We start from the raw sequence: 16,776 nt of genomic DNA, 5'->3' as shown, positions 1-16,776 counted from the left end.
GGATTTTTTTTCGTTCTTATTTAGTTATTATTAACGTTAAAAAACACCTTCTTTGAGTGGATTATCTTTTTTTCCGCCCCAAGGGTCGTCTAATAAAAACTTAGCTGTGACAGTGTCTTTTTCCGGCACAAGAGTGAAATTGTAATAAATTTCATCCCCTTCACAAATCTCATAATAGAGCGAATACGTTTTGTTGGTTACATTTATGTTTATGTCAAATTTCTCTGTCGCAGAAGCCACCTGAAGCTTATTTTTATCTGTAATAAAAAATGGTACTACAATGCAGCGTTGAGCATTTTCATCTAAATTAAAAGCATTCTCTATTTTGATATTTACGTTTGCTCCAAATGCGTCCTCTGGTAAAGGATCAAAAATAACATAATCTTTATGAATCACAGCGCCTTGAGATACATTACCTTTACCCCACTGACTCAGTTTTTCATCATAGTCTCGTGATCGTAGCAATATTTGACTATGTGAAATCAGTAGGTCAACTTTTTGTGTGTTTTTATCACTCATTATATTACCTCGACTTTTATTCTTGTACCATCTGGCAGTTCTGATAAAACATTACCAATGCTTGAACCCGCACCACGGTTATCGCTAGGATCTATATATCTTACACTAGCACCATCACCGCCTTCTTTAAACATCGCCATAGGCCATTCATCACGATCGTATCCTGGCTTAGTTTTGATATTTTTAAGACTCGTTTTCCTGTTAGCTTTTGCAGTGCCTCGTTGGATTGTTACAACCTTTGCATGTCCTAAATCGATCGCATCTGATATGTGACCAAACGTTGCTGGATATTCAGAGCGTTTCAATTTCAAAACGTATTCGTAATTTTTTGACTTCGATTTTGTTAAAGTGCAACCAGCTAATCCCAGTGGATCTATCCAGGTAAGAGGGTTAACAGTATATTTATATAAGTTTATCCCCCCCGCCAGCCCTATCGGGTCCTGCTGCGTAAATCGTCCGCAGTCCGGGTCGTAATACCGGAACAGATTGTAGTGCAGCCCTGTCTCACGGTCCAGGTATTGCCCCTGCATGCGCAGGTTCTGAGAATATCCTGATACCTTCGTCTCGCTTTCCCGCAGCAGTTTGCCCCAGGCGCTGTTCACGCCTTCCCAGCGCACCTGCCCTTCGATATCCGTCATCCGCTCCGGCGTGCCGTTGGGCTGGCAGTGGAACCAGAAGATTTCCGGGGCATCAACGCCGTCAATACGTGCCAGCGGATCGTAGCTGTCCTGATCGCTGTAGACGTAGGTCAGCGGCACATCCCCGTGCACCTCCTGCAACAGCCGGAACCCTTCCCAGACAAACCGGGTGGTGACCGGCTTGCCGGTTGGCTGGCCGCCCAGCATCTGGCGGCGCGTTTTGCTGATGCGTCGCCCGAGCGGGTCATAGCGGAAGCTGACCTGCGTCTGCGGCCTGTTGCGGTCCCGCGGCTGGCTGATGACCTCCGTCAGGCGGTGCTCGCCGTCGTAGCGGTAGTTCCAGCGGGTCTGGCCGTTATCCTTCTCCACGGTGCGGCCGTGGATGTCATAGCGCCAGCGAATGCCGTTGAGGTGCGTCAGACGGTTGTGCGTGACCTTCTCAGCAGAGCCTTCGAGCGGGTTACCGGCAGCATCCCAGCGCCACTGCTCCTGGCCGGGCAGCGTGCCGTCCTGAACCAGCAGACGTCCGGCGCTGTCGTACTGCCAGCGGTACCAGCTGAACGGGTTATCGTCCCGCTCTTCCCGCACCAGGTTATTGCGATAGTCGTAATCCCAGCGGCGGGACCAGCGGCGCGGCGACGGGCGCTGGGCATTGCCGGTAAAGACGTCCCGGCGATGCAGTCGGCCAAGGCGGTCGTATTCGCTGCGGGTGGTCAGCAGCCCCTGCGTACGGCTGGTTTCACGGTGGAGTTCGTCGCGGGTAAAGTCGGTGACCGACAGCTTATCAAGGGCAATGCTGAGCAGATGCCCGCTACCGTAGTAGAACTGTTTCAGCTCCCGACCATCGGGCAGCGTGACGGAGGTGCGGTTACCCAGCGCGTCATACTCCCACGCCAGCTCCCCGTGTTCGCCCGTTTCGCGCGTGACGCGCCCGAGCGAGTCATACTCAAACACAAGCTCCTGCTCGGCCTCGGAGCTCCAGGCATCTTCTGAAAGCGCGGGATGCAGCCCAATCCGGCTCAGAAGGCCGGACGGGGTGTAGTGGTAGCGGGTCTGCCCCTCCGGCGTGGTGCGGGCGACCAGCTGGCCGCTCGCGCTCCAGGCGAAAGCGTGGGTGATGGCCTCCGGATGTCCGGCGGCAAAGGTGTGCGCTATCGTACGTCCGCAGGCATCGTAGCGATACTGCGAGGCCACGCCATCGAGTCCCACCTCTTCCAGCAGCAGCGAGTCTGCGCCCCAGCGGAACTGATACGCTTCGCCGTTTTCGTTTTCCATGGCGACCAGCCGTCCGCGGCTGTCCCAGCGGCGGCGCACCTCTTCACCCTGCGTATTGCGGGTGGCGGTTAAGCGCCCTGCCTCGTCGTATCTGAACTCGCTCTCTTTCCCGTCGGCGCCCGCATGCTTCACCGGCAGACCACGTTCGTTCCATTTGAGCGACTCGGTCCAGCCTTCTGATCGGTCGAGCTGCACCGGACGCCCCGCGGCGTCGTAGCGGTAACGCGTCTCTTCGCCGTCGGCGCTTATCTCAGCCACCAGCCAGCCCAGCGGATGATAACGGTATTGTGTCACGCGGCCAGAACAGTCCGTCGCACGCACCATCTGCCCGGCTTCGTTGTACTCCTGGTAGCGGCTGTTCCCGGCGGCATCAACTTCTTCCACAACCTGACCAAACTCGTCCCGACGCAGCAGCGTGGTCTGCCCCATCGGATCCACCACGCGTTTCAGCCCGTGATGTTCGTCATACAGGAACCGGGTGGCGCTACCGTCGGCTTCGATGATGGACGCCGGAAGCGCACGGTGCTCCAGCCAGGTGGTGGTGCGGGTATTGCCGTCGGCGTCGATCTCCTGCACCCGGTTGCCCATCTCGTCATAGACGAAGGTAACGGCATTACCCAGCGGATCGATGCGACGCGTGAGGAGTTCGTTGTCATCCCACTCGTAGCGCCAGTTCTCACCGCGCTCGTCAACGTAGCGAACAATCAGGTTTTGCGCGTTCCAGTAATGCTTTCGCGTCTGACCGTCGTAGTGATCGACGGTCGTCAGCCCGGCGGCTAAATCGTAGGTAAAGCGACAGCCGTCGCCGGTGCTGGTGCGATTTTCCACCACGCGCCAGTGGTCGAATTTTTGCCAGCGGTATTCGCTCTCCAGCCCGCCCGGCAGACGGTGCCAGACCATCAGGCCATCATCGTTATAACGGTATTCACGGGTTACCACGCCGGAGGCATCCGTTGCGCTGGCCAGCTGGCCGCGCGCGTCGTACCCCCACTGCATCAGCGGCCATGTCTGGTTGCCGTCAAAATGGCTGGCAGCGGTAACGCGCTGCGGGAAACGTTCATCGTCATAGCGCAGGGTGACATCGATCGCTCGCGGCTCATCGTGCAGACCGACCAGCCGCCCGTGCTCATCCCATTCCGTCAGCAACGCGTTGCCGTACTCGTCGCTGAGGGAGGCCAGGCGCAGGATGGAGGGGTTAGCGCGGGTCGGTTTATACAGACGCCACACCGCGCCGTCATCGTCAGCTATCGCCACGTCGCCGCTCTCATTGCGGCGGATAATGATGCCTTCGCTGATGCTGTAAAACGCGCGGTCGACCGGCGGCAGTTCAAAGCTCAGCTCGCGCCCGGTTTCATCGAACCAGGTGGCGTTGTTTTCTTCCAGCGCCAGATAGCTGTCAAAGGTGGTAGCCCAGCCCAGACCGAAAAGCCCTTCGCGGGTGGTCAGGCTGTTGTAGCTGCGCTGCCAGCGCAGCGGAAAGCGCCCTGGCAGCGAGAAATCGAGTTCGTCGTCGTCATTCAGCACCTTCACGCCGGTAGCGGCGTGAACCGGGTGCGAGGAGCCGAACACGGCGTTGACGGCCATATCCGCCAGCATCCCGCCACCGGCAGCAGCCAGCGCGCAGGGCATGTTTTTCAGGATCTTGCCTGGCCGCCCGCGCAGCAGGGAGAGCGCAATCATCCCCAGCGCCAGACCCGGCGTTTTACCGCTTTTGATATCGCGGACCGTGAGCGTGTCGCCGCCTATGATCACGTTCGGGGAGACGTCGTCGGAAACGGTGCCCTCGCAGGTGGTGCGATCTTTTGCGCGCACCGCAGGCTGTCCGTTGATGAAGACGCTTTTCGAGCCTTCCGCCAGATACTGCGGCCCGGAGTGTTTATCACACGCCACCTTGTCTTCTTCCAGCGGCGAGGTCCCTGCGGCGGCAGAGGCGACGCTCGGCTGCCACATCTCGCTGCCGAACTGTCCGGCAGCGGAGAGCAGCATGCCCGCGTAGTCGGCAAAGCTGCCCGGCGACTGCGGCTCAGGGGACGGGGTATCGGCAGGCGTTAACGTCCCGGCGGCGCGCGCAGCGGGAAGTTTATTTGTCAGAACATTGCTCGAACCGGTGGTGATTTTGCCCGCGGGCGACGGCGGGAAAAGCGCGTTACCCAGCCCTTCAGCGGCGTTGCTGATATCGTCGGTGATCCCGGCGACGTTCGCCAGAACCCCACCAATAATGCCGCTCAACAGACAGCTGGAGCCAATTGCCGCCACGCCTGCTGCTGCTGCCCCGGCTCCCAGCAGTGGGGCCGCCACGGTCGCTGCCGCGCCCACCGCCGCGCCAATCACCGCATAGGCAGCGCCTTCCGCCACAATGCTGGTAATATCAGCAAAAATGCTGGAGTGAATAATCTCGTCGCCCTTACGGGCCGCGTTGTTATCGCTCATGCCTTACACATTCCGGTTGTCGTTTAGCGTCAGACTCTGCTTCAGTGCGCTCCAGCGCGCCTCGTCCTCTTCCGTAAAGGCTTTTAAGGCCGAGAGGGTAAAAATCATCAGTACCGGTTTGCCTGGCGTCTGCACGGCCAGCTGTTTTTGCCACAGGCGCTGGCCGTTACGGTCAAAGGTGGTCTCAACTTCTACCCCATCAATGTTGCCGGCAGACCCGGCTTTTACGTGCTGAAATTCGCTCTGGGCGATCTCACCCATCTGAGGACGCAGCACGTCCCACTGGCGGTGAAACTCTTGTTCGTAGTCGCTGCCATCCGGGATAACGCCGCGGCTGACCACCACGGACAGCCCGCTTTCGTCATCGCGAATGATGTTCATGCTGTTGTCCTGCCAGGCGGCAGGAAAAAGGGTAAAGGAACCTTCCTGGAGGGTGTATTTCATCGGTGAACTCGCGTCTAAAATTGCTAAAGGGTTTTACGTGCCGCCACGGACAACCCGGCGGCAGACAGAAAGCGGTTACTCTTCCGGGGGCGTAAATTTCTCCTGCACCGCCGCATCAATATCCCCTTTATGCCCTGACCCCGGCGCCGTTGTGCCCGGTTGGGTGCCCGACGTATTCAGGTGCAGCTTGCCGCCCGTGGTGATATAGCCGTCCCCTTCAACGAAGAAGTTGAACTCTTTGCCGATCAGGTTAATTTTGCCGTTAGCGTTAAGCTCAATAGCACTCTCGCCCGAGACCAGCCGCAGCTTCGTCCCGGAAGCAATAACATACTGCTCTACCGCCGCATCCAGCTTGCCTTTACCCGTCAGGATCTCGGTTCCGCCTTTCACGGCCTGGATCTGATTAGCCTCCACGCGATGCAGCTCATTTTTCTTCACGTAATGGCTGCGCGCGCCGCCGACGCTGTGCGTTTCATCATTTTTAACGCTGGTGTCCATGTTACGCTCGGCCTGGATCCACACCTGCTCTGCACCCGCCTTGTCCTCAAAGCGCAGGGCGTTGGCATTGTCGACTGAACCGTCTTTCGTGCGGCTCATAAAGCCCATCTGCGTCGCGGCAGCCGGCAGCGCCCACGGCGGCATGCTTGCTTCGTTATACACGCGACCAGTGATAATCGGACGGTCCGGGTCGCCGTTGATAAAGTCCACCACCACCTCATCGCCGACGCGCGGGATTTGCACCCCGCCGTAGCCCTGGCCCGCCCAGGCGCTCGACACGCGCACCCAGCAGGAGCTGGTGTCATCGCCCTTCGCCAGACGGTCCCAGTGGAACTTCACCTTCACGCGGCCATATTTGTCCGTCCAGATACTCTCCCCCTGCGGTCCCACGACTTTCGCCGTCTGCGGGCCGTAGGTGCGCGGCCACGCCGTGCTCTGCGCCGGACGGTAGGACACCGACGCCGGGATAACGGTGAAATCGGTGCGGTGAATGGTTTCCCCCTCACCGCTCGCGTAGCGGTTCTCCTCGAAGTGGTAACCCGCCGCCGTCACCAGATACTCGCCGTTGTCACTGAAGAACGGCGCGTTGGTCAGGGTAAAGATGTGGCCCGGCGCAATGCCCGCCGCCGTGGCCGTCGCCTGAATCTGCTGATGCTCCACCTGCCAGCGCTCCTGACGGATTCGGGCGTAGAACTCCGCATGCCCTGTCTCCACAAAGCGGCCCGGCCAGTCGTACACGTCGATGCTGCCCGGTTTCGGGGACGCCGGGTTCTGCTGCGCCTGGAACAGCCACGCGTTCGGCTTGCGGAAGTCATAGTCGTCGAGGCTGTAAATTCCCGGCGTGACGCTGTCCTCCAGCGCCCACTGGCTGATGCCCTCTTCATCCGTACTGCCGCCGGACGGCGTCTGATGGTAAGGAATGACCTCATAGCCGCTGAACGGCTGGTGCTGGGTCGCGGCGTCGGTCAGTACCAGGGTATGCTTGTCCGCCTCGTGGCTGAAGTAGTACGCAATCCCCTCCAGCTCCATCAGGCGGCTGATAAAGTCCAGGCTCGATTCCTGATACTGCACGCAGTAGTCCCACACCCGGTAGCTGCCGGTAAGTTTGTCTTCGAGGTTAACCTGATGCTCACCCAGCAGGGTTTTGACAATCTGCGGTACCGTCTGGCCCTGGAAGATACGCAGGTTACGGTCGCGCTTCATCGGCCACAGGTCCGGCTCCACCGTCAGCTGGTACACCGCGTAGCGGGTGCCCGTCAGCTCCACGGCGCTCACCGCCACGCGCGTCACCTTGCCGTTGATATAGCGGGGGGTGAGCAGGTTCTGCGTGGGGATGGTCACCGTGACCGGCTGGCCCAGCAGCTTGCTGCGGTCAATGCGCGCGTCCGTACCGAGCAGGGTCAGCGTGAGCGCGAACGACTCGGACATCGCCTCGCGGCCGGAGAGTTTCCAGAAAAGCAGCCCCTCAACCGGGAGCTGGACGGTAATTCGGTTGAGCATAATCTTTATTCCGTAATGGTTTATGCTGGGAACGTTAATGAACGTAAAGCTAATTTCGACGAGGTGGTTTTGGATTGATGCAATGCTGGGTTGATTTGTCTGGAGGTACGAACTTTCGTTTTTATAAATCCAAAGAGTGCAGGCTTATGGAAACTCCGGAAAAAACCTTATCTCTGGCTTTCATGAAAGTTGAGCAATCACTTAACCGGCGCAGGTGGCCACACGCCCCCTTTCTGAATAAGTTTCTCTTTTATTTCGTTTAACTTCTCGTATTGCTCACTGCCTCGATCAAGTCCACTCAGCGCGTCCGCAAGCGCATTGCTCATTGACCAGCCATTTTTAGCCTTAACTGACGGGTCCGCTCCACGATCGAGCAGTAACAAGACATGATCGTAAGCCTGGTTATCCAGCGCATCAAACACCAACGTTTTACCCAGTGAATTGGTTGCATTGACGTCTGCTCCGCTATCGAGCATGGCTTCCAGCGTCTCTGTATTTTTCGCTTTTAGCGACTGGAAGATGATGGGTTCGTGGAAGACCTTATCTTTCACATTGGGCGAAAGGCCACCGTCCAGCATAGCGTTGATCCAGTCTGCGCTGTCCCCCTTCAGGGCAAATTCGGCAGGGCTGCTTTTTCCCTGCGGTCGAGGCTGGAGCGGATCTGCGCCGGCCTTAACAAGCAACGTAATCACCTTTAAATGGGGCGATGTTTTTTTATCATTAATCGCGTTGCCGATGGCCCAAAAAAGCAGGGTCATATCCTGCTTTCCCGGTTTATTAAGATCGCTGTCTGGTGCAAGCGTCTTCACCGCGTCGACATCACCTTCTTCAATCGCTTTCGCCAGTTCAAGCTGCTGACCGCTGAAGTAGTCCTGTGGATTAAGGTCCATATCCTGCTTACACCCCTGAATCATGAATAAAAAACATAACGCGACAAAAGCCATCAACCGTTTTTTCACAATCGACTCCCGATTATCGAAATATCCTCGTCCTTCTGTTGCTCTATGCAATCAATCGCCTGATTAATCCCGTGGCGGTCCAGCGCGCTTCCGGTTCCACCGGGAAGATCGTGGGGTATTCCGGCAGCATTAGGGCTCAGCGCAGAGATTTCCTCTTTGAGGATCCACGAAGGGACATGCCCTTTCATCGTTTTCAGATCCTCCCAGGGGTTAACTTCCTGAATCTTCGTCAGCAGCTCACCTTCAACCCGATAAGCCTGGATATTATCCGTACTGCCTAATATCTTGCCGCCGTATTTTTCTACGGTTCCGGCATTCAGGCCGGCGGCGTTGAACGTCCACCCCGCTTTCCCGCTGCCCATAGAGGTTGCAGAGGCGAGGCCACCGCCAAGGGAATGACCGGCAATATCAATATCCTGGCCTGACCTTGCCAGCTCCTTACCGATACTCACGGCCTTTTTATAATAATCTGAAGCCATACCCATGCCCTGTGAGAAGTTATTCGACCAGTCAGCCCCGTTTACCACCGGCGCCAGCTCCCCTTTGGTCAGTAAAGAGGAGACATTATCAGACAGAGAGGCGAAACCAGGCTCGCGCGATCCCCTGAATACCAGTGTGGGGTTCATATCTGTACCAAACACTTCCGGCTTCGGTTGATAGACGCGCGCCAGAAAATTGGGGGACGTATCATCGTCAAAGAGCATTGATTTGTTCAGCCCGAACTTTCCTAACAGCGCATCGTCATTACTGATATCAGTCCACCCCTCCGGCACGCCCGGTGTGGTTTCCAGCGGGTTCACGGTCTTATAAATATTTTCCGCAAGCTTCGCTTTTTCCACCGCGATATTATTCGCCGCCAGACGCTTCGCGGCAATCTGGGCATCCGGATAAAGGCTATTACTCCCCTTCGCAATCAGATCTTTACGCGCCTGCCAGCGCTCTGCTTTGGTCATCTTCTGAAGCTGTCCGGCATAGGTTTTACCGTCCTTGCCCGGAGTAGGTTCACCCGGCACCTGTGCCGTTTTAGATTTCACCACCTGTTTTGGCAGTACCGTTGGCGCAGGGCGAGATCCGTACGTTCTCACCATGGTTTCGTAGCGGTCGACAATCGTACTCACCGGATACCAGCCCAGGCCGACCAGCGAGGCAGCCTGGAGTTGCCCTTTGGCATTGATATAAAAAATTTCCGTTACTGATGACCAGTCACGAAAACTTTCGTCAATGGCAACCACTCTGCCCATCTCTAAGTCCTGCGCGATCAGCGTGCGGGTATCGCGCCCGGACTGATAAGGATTCGCACCGGTGATCGTGCGCAGCAGATCGTAGCGCGTGAAGAGCGAGCGCAGCGAATGGTCGGGAACCGACATAATCCACTGTCCGGCAACGGACGGGCGGATTATTTTCGCAAACAGCGCTGGCGAGACGTTCTCGTGGAACAGATAGACAAACTTGATGTTATACATTCGCTCCGTCCTGTTACCCGCAGGCTTACGGATTCACCAGCCAGGTGCCTGGCTTCGCAATATCCAGCGTCTGGGTACGCGTTCTTCCATTGCCTTCCAGTTCAATGCGGGTCTCGCCCGCAGGCAATTTCAGCGATGCGTAACCGTTATTCCCCGGACGCAGCGCTTTAGACTCGCCGTTCACCTTCAGCGTCTCGCCATCAAGCATGCGAATGTAGACCAACGCGACCGGGCTGGCGTCGACAGGCGGCGCACTCTGCTGCGCCGAAGCAGGTGGCGCAACCGGCTCGCTCACGTCTGCCGTTGCCGGTCTGGTTTCCGCCTGGGCGGAGGTCTCAGCCGGAGGGCTCACGGCAGGCGTTTGCGCCGTCTGCGCTGGCGTTTCCTGACTGTCGCCGCCGAACAGCATCGCACCGGCAACCACCCCAACCAGCACGCCCGCAGCCACCAGCCCCGGAAGCTTGTAACGTCGCCAGTCCAGCGCGGAAGCAGATGTCTCCTCTTCCACCGGCACCAGCATCGTGCCGGTCTTCTTCGCGGTCAGCACCTCGTCGATACCGGCGACGGGCATCTCGATCAGCGCCGCGAACTCCTCAATGGATTGCGGACGGTCTTCCATATGCAGCGCCAGCGCCTTGTCGATGGCCTGTAGCAACGGGATGGAATACCCCTGCGGCATCAGCTCCACCAGCGGTTTGCAGGTGTCCTGAATCGAGCGCACCACGCTGACCGGTGGCGGAGAGCCCACGATGAGGGTGCGCAATACGGCGCCGAGCGCGTAGATATCCGTCCACGGCCCCTGCTCGCTTTCATTGTCGTCGGTATACTGCTCGATAGGCGCGAAGCCCGGACGCAGCATGGTTTCCGTCTCATCCGAGAGATTACCGATGGTGCGGCGCGCCGATCCGAAATCGAGCAGCACCGGCAGGCCGTTATCCTGAATCTGAATGTTATCCAGCGAGATGTCGCGGTGTAGATAACCCTCGTCGTGGATCGTTTTGATGGCGCCGAAGAGCATTGGCAGCATGCGGCGGATCCACGCCTCGTTAATCAGCTCCGGTTTCTCTTCGCGCAGACGCGACAGCGTGGTACCGCTGTAAAACAGCGTCCCCATATAGGCCGTGTCGTTTTGCACCCAGAAACGCAGTACGTGCAGCAGGTTCGGGTGGTTAAAGCGCGCCAGCAGGCGGGCTTCCTGGATGAAGCTGTTCAAACCGGCAGAAAACGCTTTGCCGAAGCGCTCGCTGCGCAGCACCAGCGTCATATCCTCGCCGCGCACGGCGAGGGAGGAAGGCATAAATTCTTTGATAGCGATAGTGCGTTCGAGCTGGTGATCCCAGGCGCGATAGACGATGCCGAATCCGCCGCCGCCAATCACCTCTTTTATCTCAAACTCATTGAAACGGTACCCGACCGGGAGCGCGTTTGGGACAGTCCGATTGTTATCATTATCCGTCATCTTTTACAGTTCTCTTGATGATTATTACGCGGCAAACTGACAGTGGAACTCGCCCTGCTCGCAGGTGACATGCAGACGTCGGTACTGCTCGTCGCTGCGGCTGGCGGTAAGTAAAATCTGGCTCATCTGAGGCAGCAACGTATTGGTCAGAATCGCATCCACCATACGCCCGCCCGACTCAACCTCGGTACAGCGCTGAACAATCTGTTCGACCACGCTGTCGTCAAATTCAGAAATAATGTTGTGATTCTCTTCCAGACGACGCTGAATGCGCCTGAGCTGAAGACGCACAATCTGCCCCAGCATCTCGTCGCTCAGCGGGTAATACGGCACCACCAGCAGGCGGCCCAGCAGCGCAGGCGGGAACACCTCCAGCAGCGGCTGGCGCAGGGCGCCGCTTAACGCGTCAGGCTCCGGCATCAGTTCCGGGTCGGCGCACATGGCTGCGATCAGGTCGGTGCCGACGTTAGAGGTCAGAATAATAATGGTGTTACGGAAATCAATGTGACGCCCTTCGCCGTCCTCCATCCAGCCCTTGTCGAAGACCTGGAAGAAGATCTCGTGCACGTCCGGGTGCGCTTTTTCAATTTCATCCAGCAGCACCACGCTGTAGGGACGGCGGCGCACGGCCTCGGTTAAGACGCCGCCTTCACCATAGCCCACATAGCCCGGAGGCGCACCTTTTAACGTCGAAACGGTGTGCGCTTCCTGGAATTCACTCATGTTGATGGTAATAACGTTCTGCTCGCCGCCGTAAAGCGACTCCGCCAGCGCCAGCGCGGTTTCGGTTTTACCCACGCCGGATGGCCCGCAGAGCATGAATACGCCGACCGGTTTGTTCGGATCGTCAAGCTTCGCCCGCGAGGTTTTTACCCGACGGGCAATCAGATCCAGACCGTGACGCTGACCAATAACCCGCTGGTTCAGCGTGTCGGCCAGATTCAGCACCGCGTCGATCTCATTTTTCACCATCCGGCCCAGCGGGATCCCGGTCCAGTCTGAGACCACCGCAGCCACCACGTTCTCATCCACCGCGGCAAACAGCAGCGGTTCGTCACCCTGTAAGGTCTTCAGCGCCTGCTGCTGTTCTGCCAGCTGGCCGCGCAGTTCAGCCGTATCCTCATCACCCGCCGCAAACAGCGCGGCACGCAGACGGATAATCTCCTGTACCCGCGTGCGCTCTTCTTCCCAGCGACGAGCCAGGGCTTCGCGCTGGGTTTCGAACGCGTCACGTTCGGCGGTTAAGGCCGCCACACGCGCCGGATCGCCCGCCCCCACGCGCGCTTCGCGTTCAGCAATCTCCAGCTCCACGTCCAGGGCCGCCAGGTGACGCAGACAGTCTTCCAGCTGGGCAGGCGGCGCGCTCTGGCTGACGGCCACGCGCGCGCAGGCGGTGTCCAGCAGCGCCACCGCTTTATCCGGCAGCTGACGCGCAGGAATATAGCGATGCGACAGTTTCACTGCCGCGCTGACCGCTTCGTCGAGAAGTAAAACCTGATGATGAGTTTCCAGCGGCGACACGGTGCTGCGCAACATCAGCACGGCTTTGGCTTCGTCCGGCTCGTGAACCTGTACGGTCTGGAAACGGCGGGTCAGCGCCGGATCTTTCTCAATGTATTTTTTGTATTCCGCCCAGGTGGTCGCGCCGATGGTGCGCAGTTGCCCGCGCGCCAGGGCAGGTTTGAGCAGGTTAGCGGCATCGCCGGTGCCCTGCTGACCGCCTGCGCCAATCAGGGTGTGGATCTCATCGATAAACAGAATAATTGGCGTGGCGCTGGACTGCACCTCGTTAATCAGCGCCTGGAGGCGCGCCTCAAATTCCCCTTTCATGCCCGCGCCGGCCTGAAGCATGCCGATATCCAGCAGCCACAGCTGAACGTTTTGCAGCGGCTCCGGCACGTCGCCGTCAGCGATACGCAGCGCAAGCCCTTCCACCACCGCCGTTTTCCCGACGCCGGCTTCCCCGGTCAGCAGGGGGTTGTTCTGGCGACGACGCATCAGAATATCGACCATCTGGCGGATCTCTTCATCGCGCCCCACCACCGGGTCGATTTTCCCTTCCCGGGCGCGCGCCGTCAGATCCTGACCATACTGCGCCAGCGTGCCCTGCGCAGCCGGTACTGCCCCGGCAGGCGCGTCCGCAGCGGCGGCGGCCTGCTGGCTCTCTTTGCTGCTGGCGCAAATGGCGTCGAACTGCTCGATCAGCACCTCGACGTTAAGACGGGTGAACTGCGCCGAAATGCTTTTCAGCACGTTAGCCAGATTCCACGTTTTCAGTATGCCGATCAGCAAATGGCCGCCGCGGATGCGGCTGACGCCAAACTTCAGCGAGCCGTAGACCCAGGCGCGCTCGACGGCGCTGTCGATATGCTCGGAAAGATCAGACACGGAACTCGCGCCACGCGGCAGGGCATCCAGCGCCGCCACGATATCGCGTGTCAGCTGCTGTTCATCAAGGGCGAAGTGACGAATGACCTGTTGCAGATCGCCATCCTGCTGCTGCATCAGCTGATGCAGCCAGTGCACCAGCTCAACGTACGGGTTGCCGCGCAGCTTACAGAAGGCAGTCGCGCTTTCCAGAGAGGTAAATAACAGCGTATCCAGTTTGCCGAAAAGCACGGCACGGCTAATTTCTGACATGTTAGTTTCCATTAACAATGATTCGGTATACGGAAGGATTATCGCTCTGCGCGATACACCAGATCGCCACGCGGAACAGGCTGAGGCTGAAGGCCGAGCCAGGTGTTGTACCCTAATCGCCCGGCGCTACCGAGCGTGGCGCCCTGCACCGCATCGGCGCGCAGGATCACCCGTGTTTCCCATTCAAATTCCACCCCGGCGTACTGTCGCACCCAGTCGCGCAGCTCGGTCACCCACCCTTCGCCCGGCAGAAAACGGTTGTAGTCGTCTGCGCTCAACGGGCCAATCTCAAGCCGAAATTTATGCTGCACGTCGCGTACCGCAATGCCGAGAAAAGCGGACTCTCCCATGCGCGGCATACGCCGCCCCTCGCCCAGCTGTGCCTGCTCCCGCGTTGAGAGCGGCATCCACTGCGGGACGTTGGCCACCAGCCTGACCGGCACGTTGAAATAGTTGCGCAGGATTTTCTCCAGCCCTTCCGGGTCCCGTCCGTGGCGGGTAAGGTGCCCGGCGTGGGTAAAGCGGGCGTGCGCGCTCAGACTGCCTTTCGACATCTGGGCAGGCTGCCCCATGCCAATCAGCGATGCCAGATACCCTTCGAAGCGCCTGTTGTCGTTGCGATCCAGTGAAACGGCAGGCTGCGCGTCCGCCCAGGCGCGGTAGAACAGTAGCGTCAGGCGGTGGTGAAAGAGGTCGGCAAACGCGCTGAGGCTGTGATCCTGATGATGATGAATACGCTCGCGGGCATACTCAGTCATGTGCACCGGCAGCGGGCCGTTAGGACCAAACAGGCCGAAGCTCAGTATGGAAACGTCATGCAGTCCGTTCTCTTCCCGCTGCCGGACCTCAGCAACCGTTGACGGCGCAAAGCCCATTGAAGGCTGCTGACCAATACGCAGCGGCTCAAATTTAGGCAGCGGCGCGCGCCCCAGCGGGTAACGCTCACCGCCCTGGGCATCAATGCGTCTTAACAGCTGGAACAGATCGTAGCGCCACGGCGTCTCGCGCACTCCGCGCCAGAACGCATCGGGCAGCGGCGTCAGGCGATGCACGCGCAGCGTTGCAGGGGCAACTTCACTCATACCAGCGCCCTTTTACCCATGCGCGGCGCCCAGTAGCCGATTTCACCACGCTGCTGGCTCTTGAGCGTGAACTCCGTAAAACTGTTGATGGAGACCAGGCGGGCAAAAAGGCGTTCCAGCACGCTGCCGAAAAGCCACGGGCTGGCGCCGGAAAAGGCGCGTTCGTCCACCGTTAGGGTGATGCCGATCCCGCGGGCGAACACCACCGGGCCGGGTTCAGGCACGCGGCGGTGCACCGGCTCCAGCACGCAGTGACGAACGCCATCCACCTGACGAGCAACCGGCGTCTCGGCCAGGTTGGCGTATAGCCCTAACAGCTGACGCAGCGCGGCTGCGCCCTCTTCGTTTTCGCTGTCCATCAGGCTGAGGTAGTTCATTTGCAGCTGGCTAATGAGCCGCCAGGTGCTGAACCCTTCGGCCAGCGCCGGACGCGGCGGCGTCGGGCCTTTACGCAGGGTTAACGCCTTCACCGGCATGGAGTCGGCCATAATAAACTGCCCAAGCTCCTGCTGGAGCATCAGCGGCAGGTCACGGCTGGTGCACAGCACCTCGGCGGAAATGTAGCGCAAATTCTCCTGCCACGGCGCGTGCTGCGCATCCACCAGCGAGACGAAGACCTCCGAGCCGATATAGCCCGTGCGGGTGCCATAGCGCAGCGCGTGTTCGGAGAGAACGCGCTGCTCACGGCGCAGGGAAAAATAGGCGCCGTAGTTGCCCGCGTCTCCGCTCCAGGTACTCCAGAAAGGACGAAACGTCTGGTCGTCCCGCTGACCATCCGCGCTGGCATAAATTTTTTTCACGGCATAAATTTCATAATCCAGCGGGCGGATGTTATCCACCACCAGGTGGTATTCATGCTGGCTTTCGCTCAGCTTCTGCCGGGCCGCCACTTTCGGGAACAGGTTGATCACCGGCGTGCAGTGCAGCGCCAGGTGGCTGGCATCCACCACGCGCTCCAGCTGATCGTCGCTCTTGTCGAGCAGAATGAAGATATCAAACGCTTTTTCGTCTTCGCAGCGCTGGATCAGCTTGCCCAGCCCGCTCAGGCTGATGAAACGAAAACGCGCCGGGAACGCAAAGTACTCCTGCAACAGGCGATAGCCGTCGAAGTTGCGCAGATCGTCCGGGAGCAGCGCCTGGTCCGCATTAAAGCCTTCCTGACGCAGGGCGTCAGACGACAGCAGCTGGCGCTGGGGCTGCTTGCTGACCGTCTGGCAGACAATACCCGCGTGGTGCTCCATCACCAGCTCCAGCAGCTTCAGCGCCTCGATGTCCGGGCCGCTTAAGAAGAACTCCAGGCGGTCAAAGTCCAGGTGCCCGAGATGCTGCGGGCCATCGCAGGCAATGCGGATCCGTAAGGCGCTGCTGATCCCCCGCTGGCTCAGGCCGAGCTGAGCCAGCGGCAGATCGGCGGGAACGCCGCCCAGCTCGATCCGCTCAATTTTTAACGGCAGCAGGTTCACCTCGTGCGCCGTGGTATAGCTGCACGTAACGCCGGTCTTTTTCAGCGCCAGGCTGTCCATCATGGTGCCGCGCGGCACAATAAAGCCTTTGCTCAGGTCGCCGCGGCTGCTGTCGGGCTGAATTTCAGCGATCGCCATCGACGGCGTAGGCGCCAGATAATTTGGCGCAATCATCTCCAGCATACGCTGTGAAAAGCGCGGAAATTCGGCGTCCATTTTCATCTGCACGCGGGAGGTCAGGAAGGCGAAACCTTCCATCAGGCGCTCAATGTACGGGTCCGCCACTTCGATGCCGCGCATGCCGAGCCGCCCCGCCACTTTCGGGTAGCGCTCGGCGAACTCTGCGCCCATCTCGCGCAGATAGGCCAGTTCACGGTTGTAATATTCGAGCAGTTTGCTTTCCATA

Annotated in this window: 10 protein-coding genes; all 10 read right to left on the bottom strand. The window is 58.9% G+C overall.

Annotation, left to right across the window (positions count from 1 at the left end; translation table 11 throughout):
- Nucleotides 1–36 precede the first annotated feature (36 nt).
- Complete coding sequence (gene comJ / locus SK58_RS11640) at nucleotides 37–519, bottom strand: competence protein ComJ (RefSeq protein ID WP_048219912.1); 483 nt, start codon at nucleotides 517–519, stop codon at nucleotides 37–39.
- Nucleotides 519–4,862, bottom strand: coding sequence for an RHS repeat-associated core domain-containing protein (locus tag SK58_RS11635; RefSeq protein ID WP_075262145.1), 4,344 nt, complete (start codon nucleotides 4,860–4,862; stop codon nucleotides 519–521). Before SK58_RS11635 ends, comJ begins: the two co-directional genes overlap by 1 nt.
- Nucleotides 4,863–4,865: 3 nt before the next feature.
- Complete coding sequence (locus tag SK58_RS11630) at nucleotides 4,866–5,306, bottom strand: DcrB-related protein (protein ID WP_017384279.1); 441 nt, start codon at nucleotides 5,304–5,306, stop codon at nucleotides 4,866–4,868.
- 75 nt (nucleotides 5,307–5,381) lie between these two features.
- A complete protein-coding gene (locus SK58_RS11625; RefSeq protein ID WP_017693289.1) occupies nucleotides 5,382–7,304 on the bottom strand; it encodes a type VI secretion system Vgr family protein in 1,923 nt (640 codons plus the stop codon).
- 197 nt (nucleotides 7,305–7,501) lie between these two features.
- The gene (locus SK58_RS11620; protein ID WP_017384288.1) at nucleotides 7,502–8,263 is read right to left on the bottom strand and encodes an ankyrin repeat domain-containing protein; all 762 of its coding nucleotides are present in this window, start codon (nucleotides 8,261–8,263) and stop codon (nucleotides 7,502–7,504) included.
- Nucleotides 8,260–9,726, bottom strand: coding sequence for a hypothetical protein (locus tag SK58_RS11615; protein WP_048219910.1), 1,467 nt, complete (start codon nucleotides 9,724–9,726; stop codon nucleotides 8,260–8,262). The genes SK58_RS11620 and SK58_RS11615 overlap by 4 nt, the downstream gene beginning before the upstream one ends.
- A 25-nt stretch (nucleotides 9,727–9,751) precedes the next feature.
- Nucleotides 9,752–11,185, bottom strand: a complete 1,434-nt coding sequence (locus tag SK58_RS11610) for a serine/threonine protein kinase (RefSeq protein WP_015570340.1) — start codon at nucleotides 11,183–11,185, stop codon at nucleotides 9,752–9,754.
- 24 nt (nucleotides 11,186–11,209) lie between these two features.
- Complete coding sequence (gene tssH, locus SK58_RS11605) at nucleotides 11,210–13,825, bottom strand: type VI secretion system ATPase TssH (RefSeq protein ID WP_032648551.1); 2,616 nt, start codon at nucleotides 13,823–13,825, stop codon at nucleotides 11,210–11,212.
- A 38-nt stretch (nucleotides 13,826–13,863) separates the two neighbouring features.
- Nucleotides 13,864–14,907, bottom strand: coding sequence for a type VI secretion system baseplate subunit TssG (tssG, locus tag SK58_RS11600; protein ID WP_032653904.1), 1,044 nt, complete (start codon nucleotides 14,905–14,907; stop codon nucleotides 13,864–13,866).
- Nucleotides 14,904–16,775, bottom strand: coding sequence for a type VI secretion system baseplate subunit TssF (tssF, locus tag SK58_RS11595; RefSeq protein WP_023296775.1), 1,872 nt, complete (start codon nucleotides 16,773–16,775; stop codon nucleotides 14,904–14,906). Before tssF ends, tssG begins: the two co-directional genes overlap by 4 nt.
- Nucleotide 16,776: the final 1 nt, after the last annotated feature.

The organism is Enterobacter sp. BIDMC93, assembly GCF_001037805.1.
Taxonomy (GTDB): Bacteria; Pseudomonadota; Gammaproteobacteria; order Enterobacterales; family Enterobacteriaceae; genus Enterobacter; species Enterobacter hormaechei_C.
This window is presented reverse-complemented; position numbering and strand designations above follow the sequence as displayed.

Coding starts and splice junctions, on each gene's coding strand:
- comJ (WP_048219912.1), bottom strand. CDS start 519: ATGAGTGATAAAAACACACAAAAAGTTGACCTACTGATTTCACATAGT.
- SK58_RS11635 (WP_075262145.1), bottom strand. CDS start 4,862: ATGAGCGATAACAACGCGGCCCGTAAGGGCGACGAGATTATTCACTCC.
- SK58_RS11630 (WP_017384279.1), bottom strand. CDS start 5,306: ATGAAATACACCCTCCAGGAAGGTTCCTTTACCCTTTTTCCTGCCGCC.
- SK58_RS11625 (WP_017693289.1), bottom strand. CDS start 7,304: ATGCTCAACCGAATTACCGTCCAGCTCCCGGTTGAGGGGCTGCTTTTC.
- SK58_RS11615 (WP_048219910.1), bottom strand. CDS start 9,726: ATGTATAACATCAAGTTTGTCTATCTGTTCCACGAGAACGTCTCGCCA.
- SK58_RS11610 (WP_015570340.1), bottom strand. CDS start 11,185: ATGACGGATAATGATAACAATCGGACTGTCCCAAACGCGCTCCCGGTC.
- tssH (WP_032648551.1), bottom strand. CDS start 13,825: ATGTCAGAAATTAGCCGTGCCGTGCTTTTCGGCAAACTGGATACGCTG.
- tssG (WP_032653904.1), bottom strand. CDS start 14,907: ATGAGTGAAGTTGCCCCTGCAACGCTGCGCGTGCATCGCCTGACGCCG.
- tssF (WP_023296775.1), bottom strand. CDS start 16,775: ATGGAAAGCAAACTGCTCGAATATTACAACCGTGAACTGGCCTATCTG.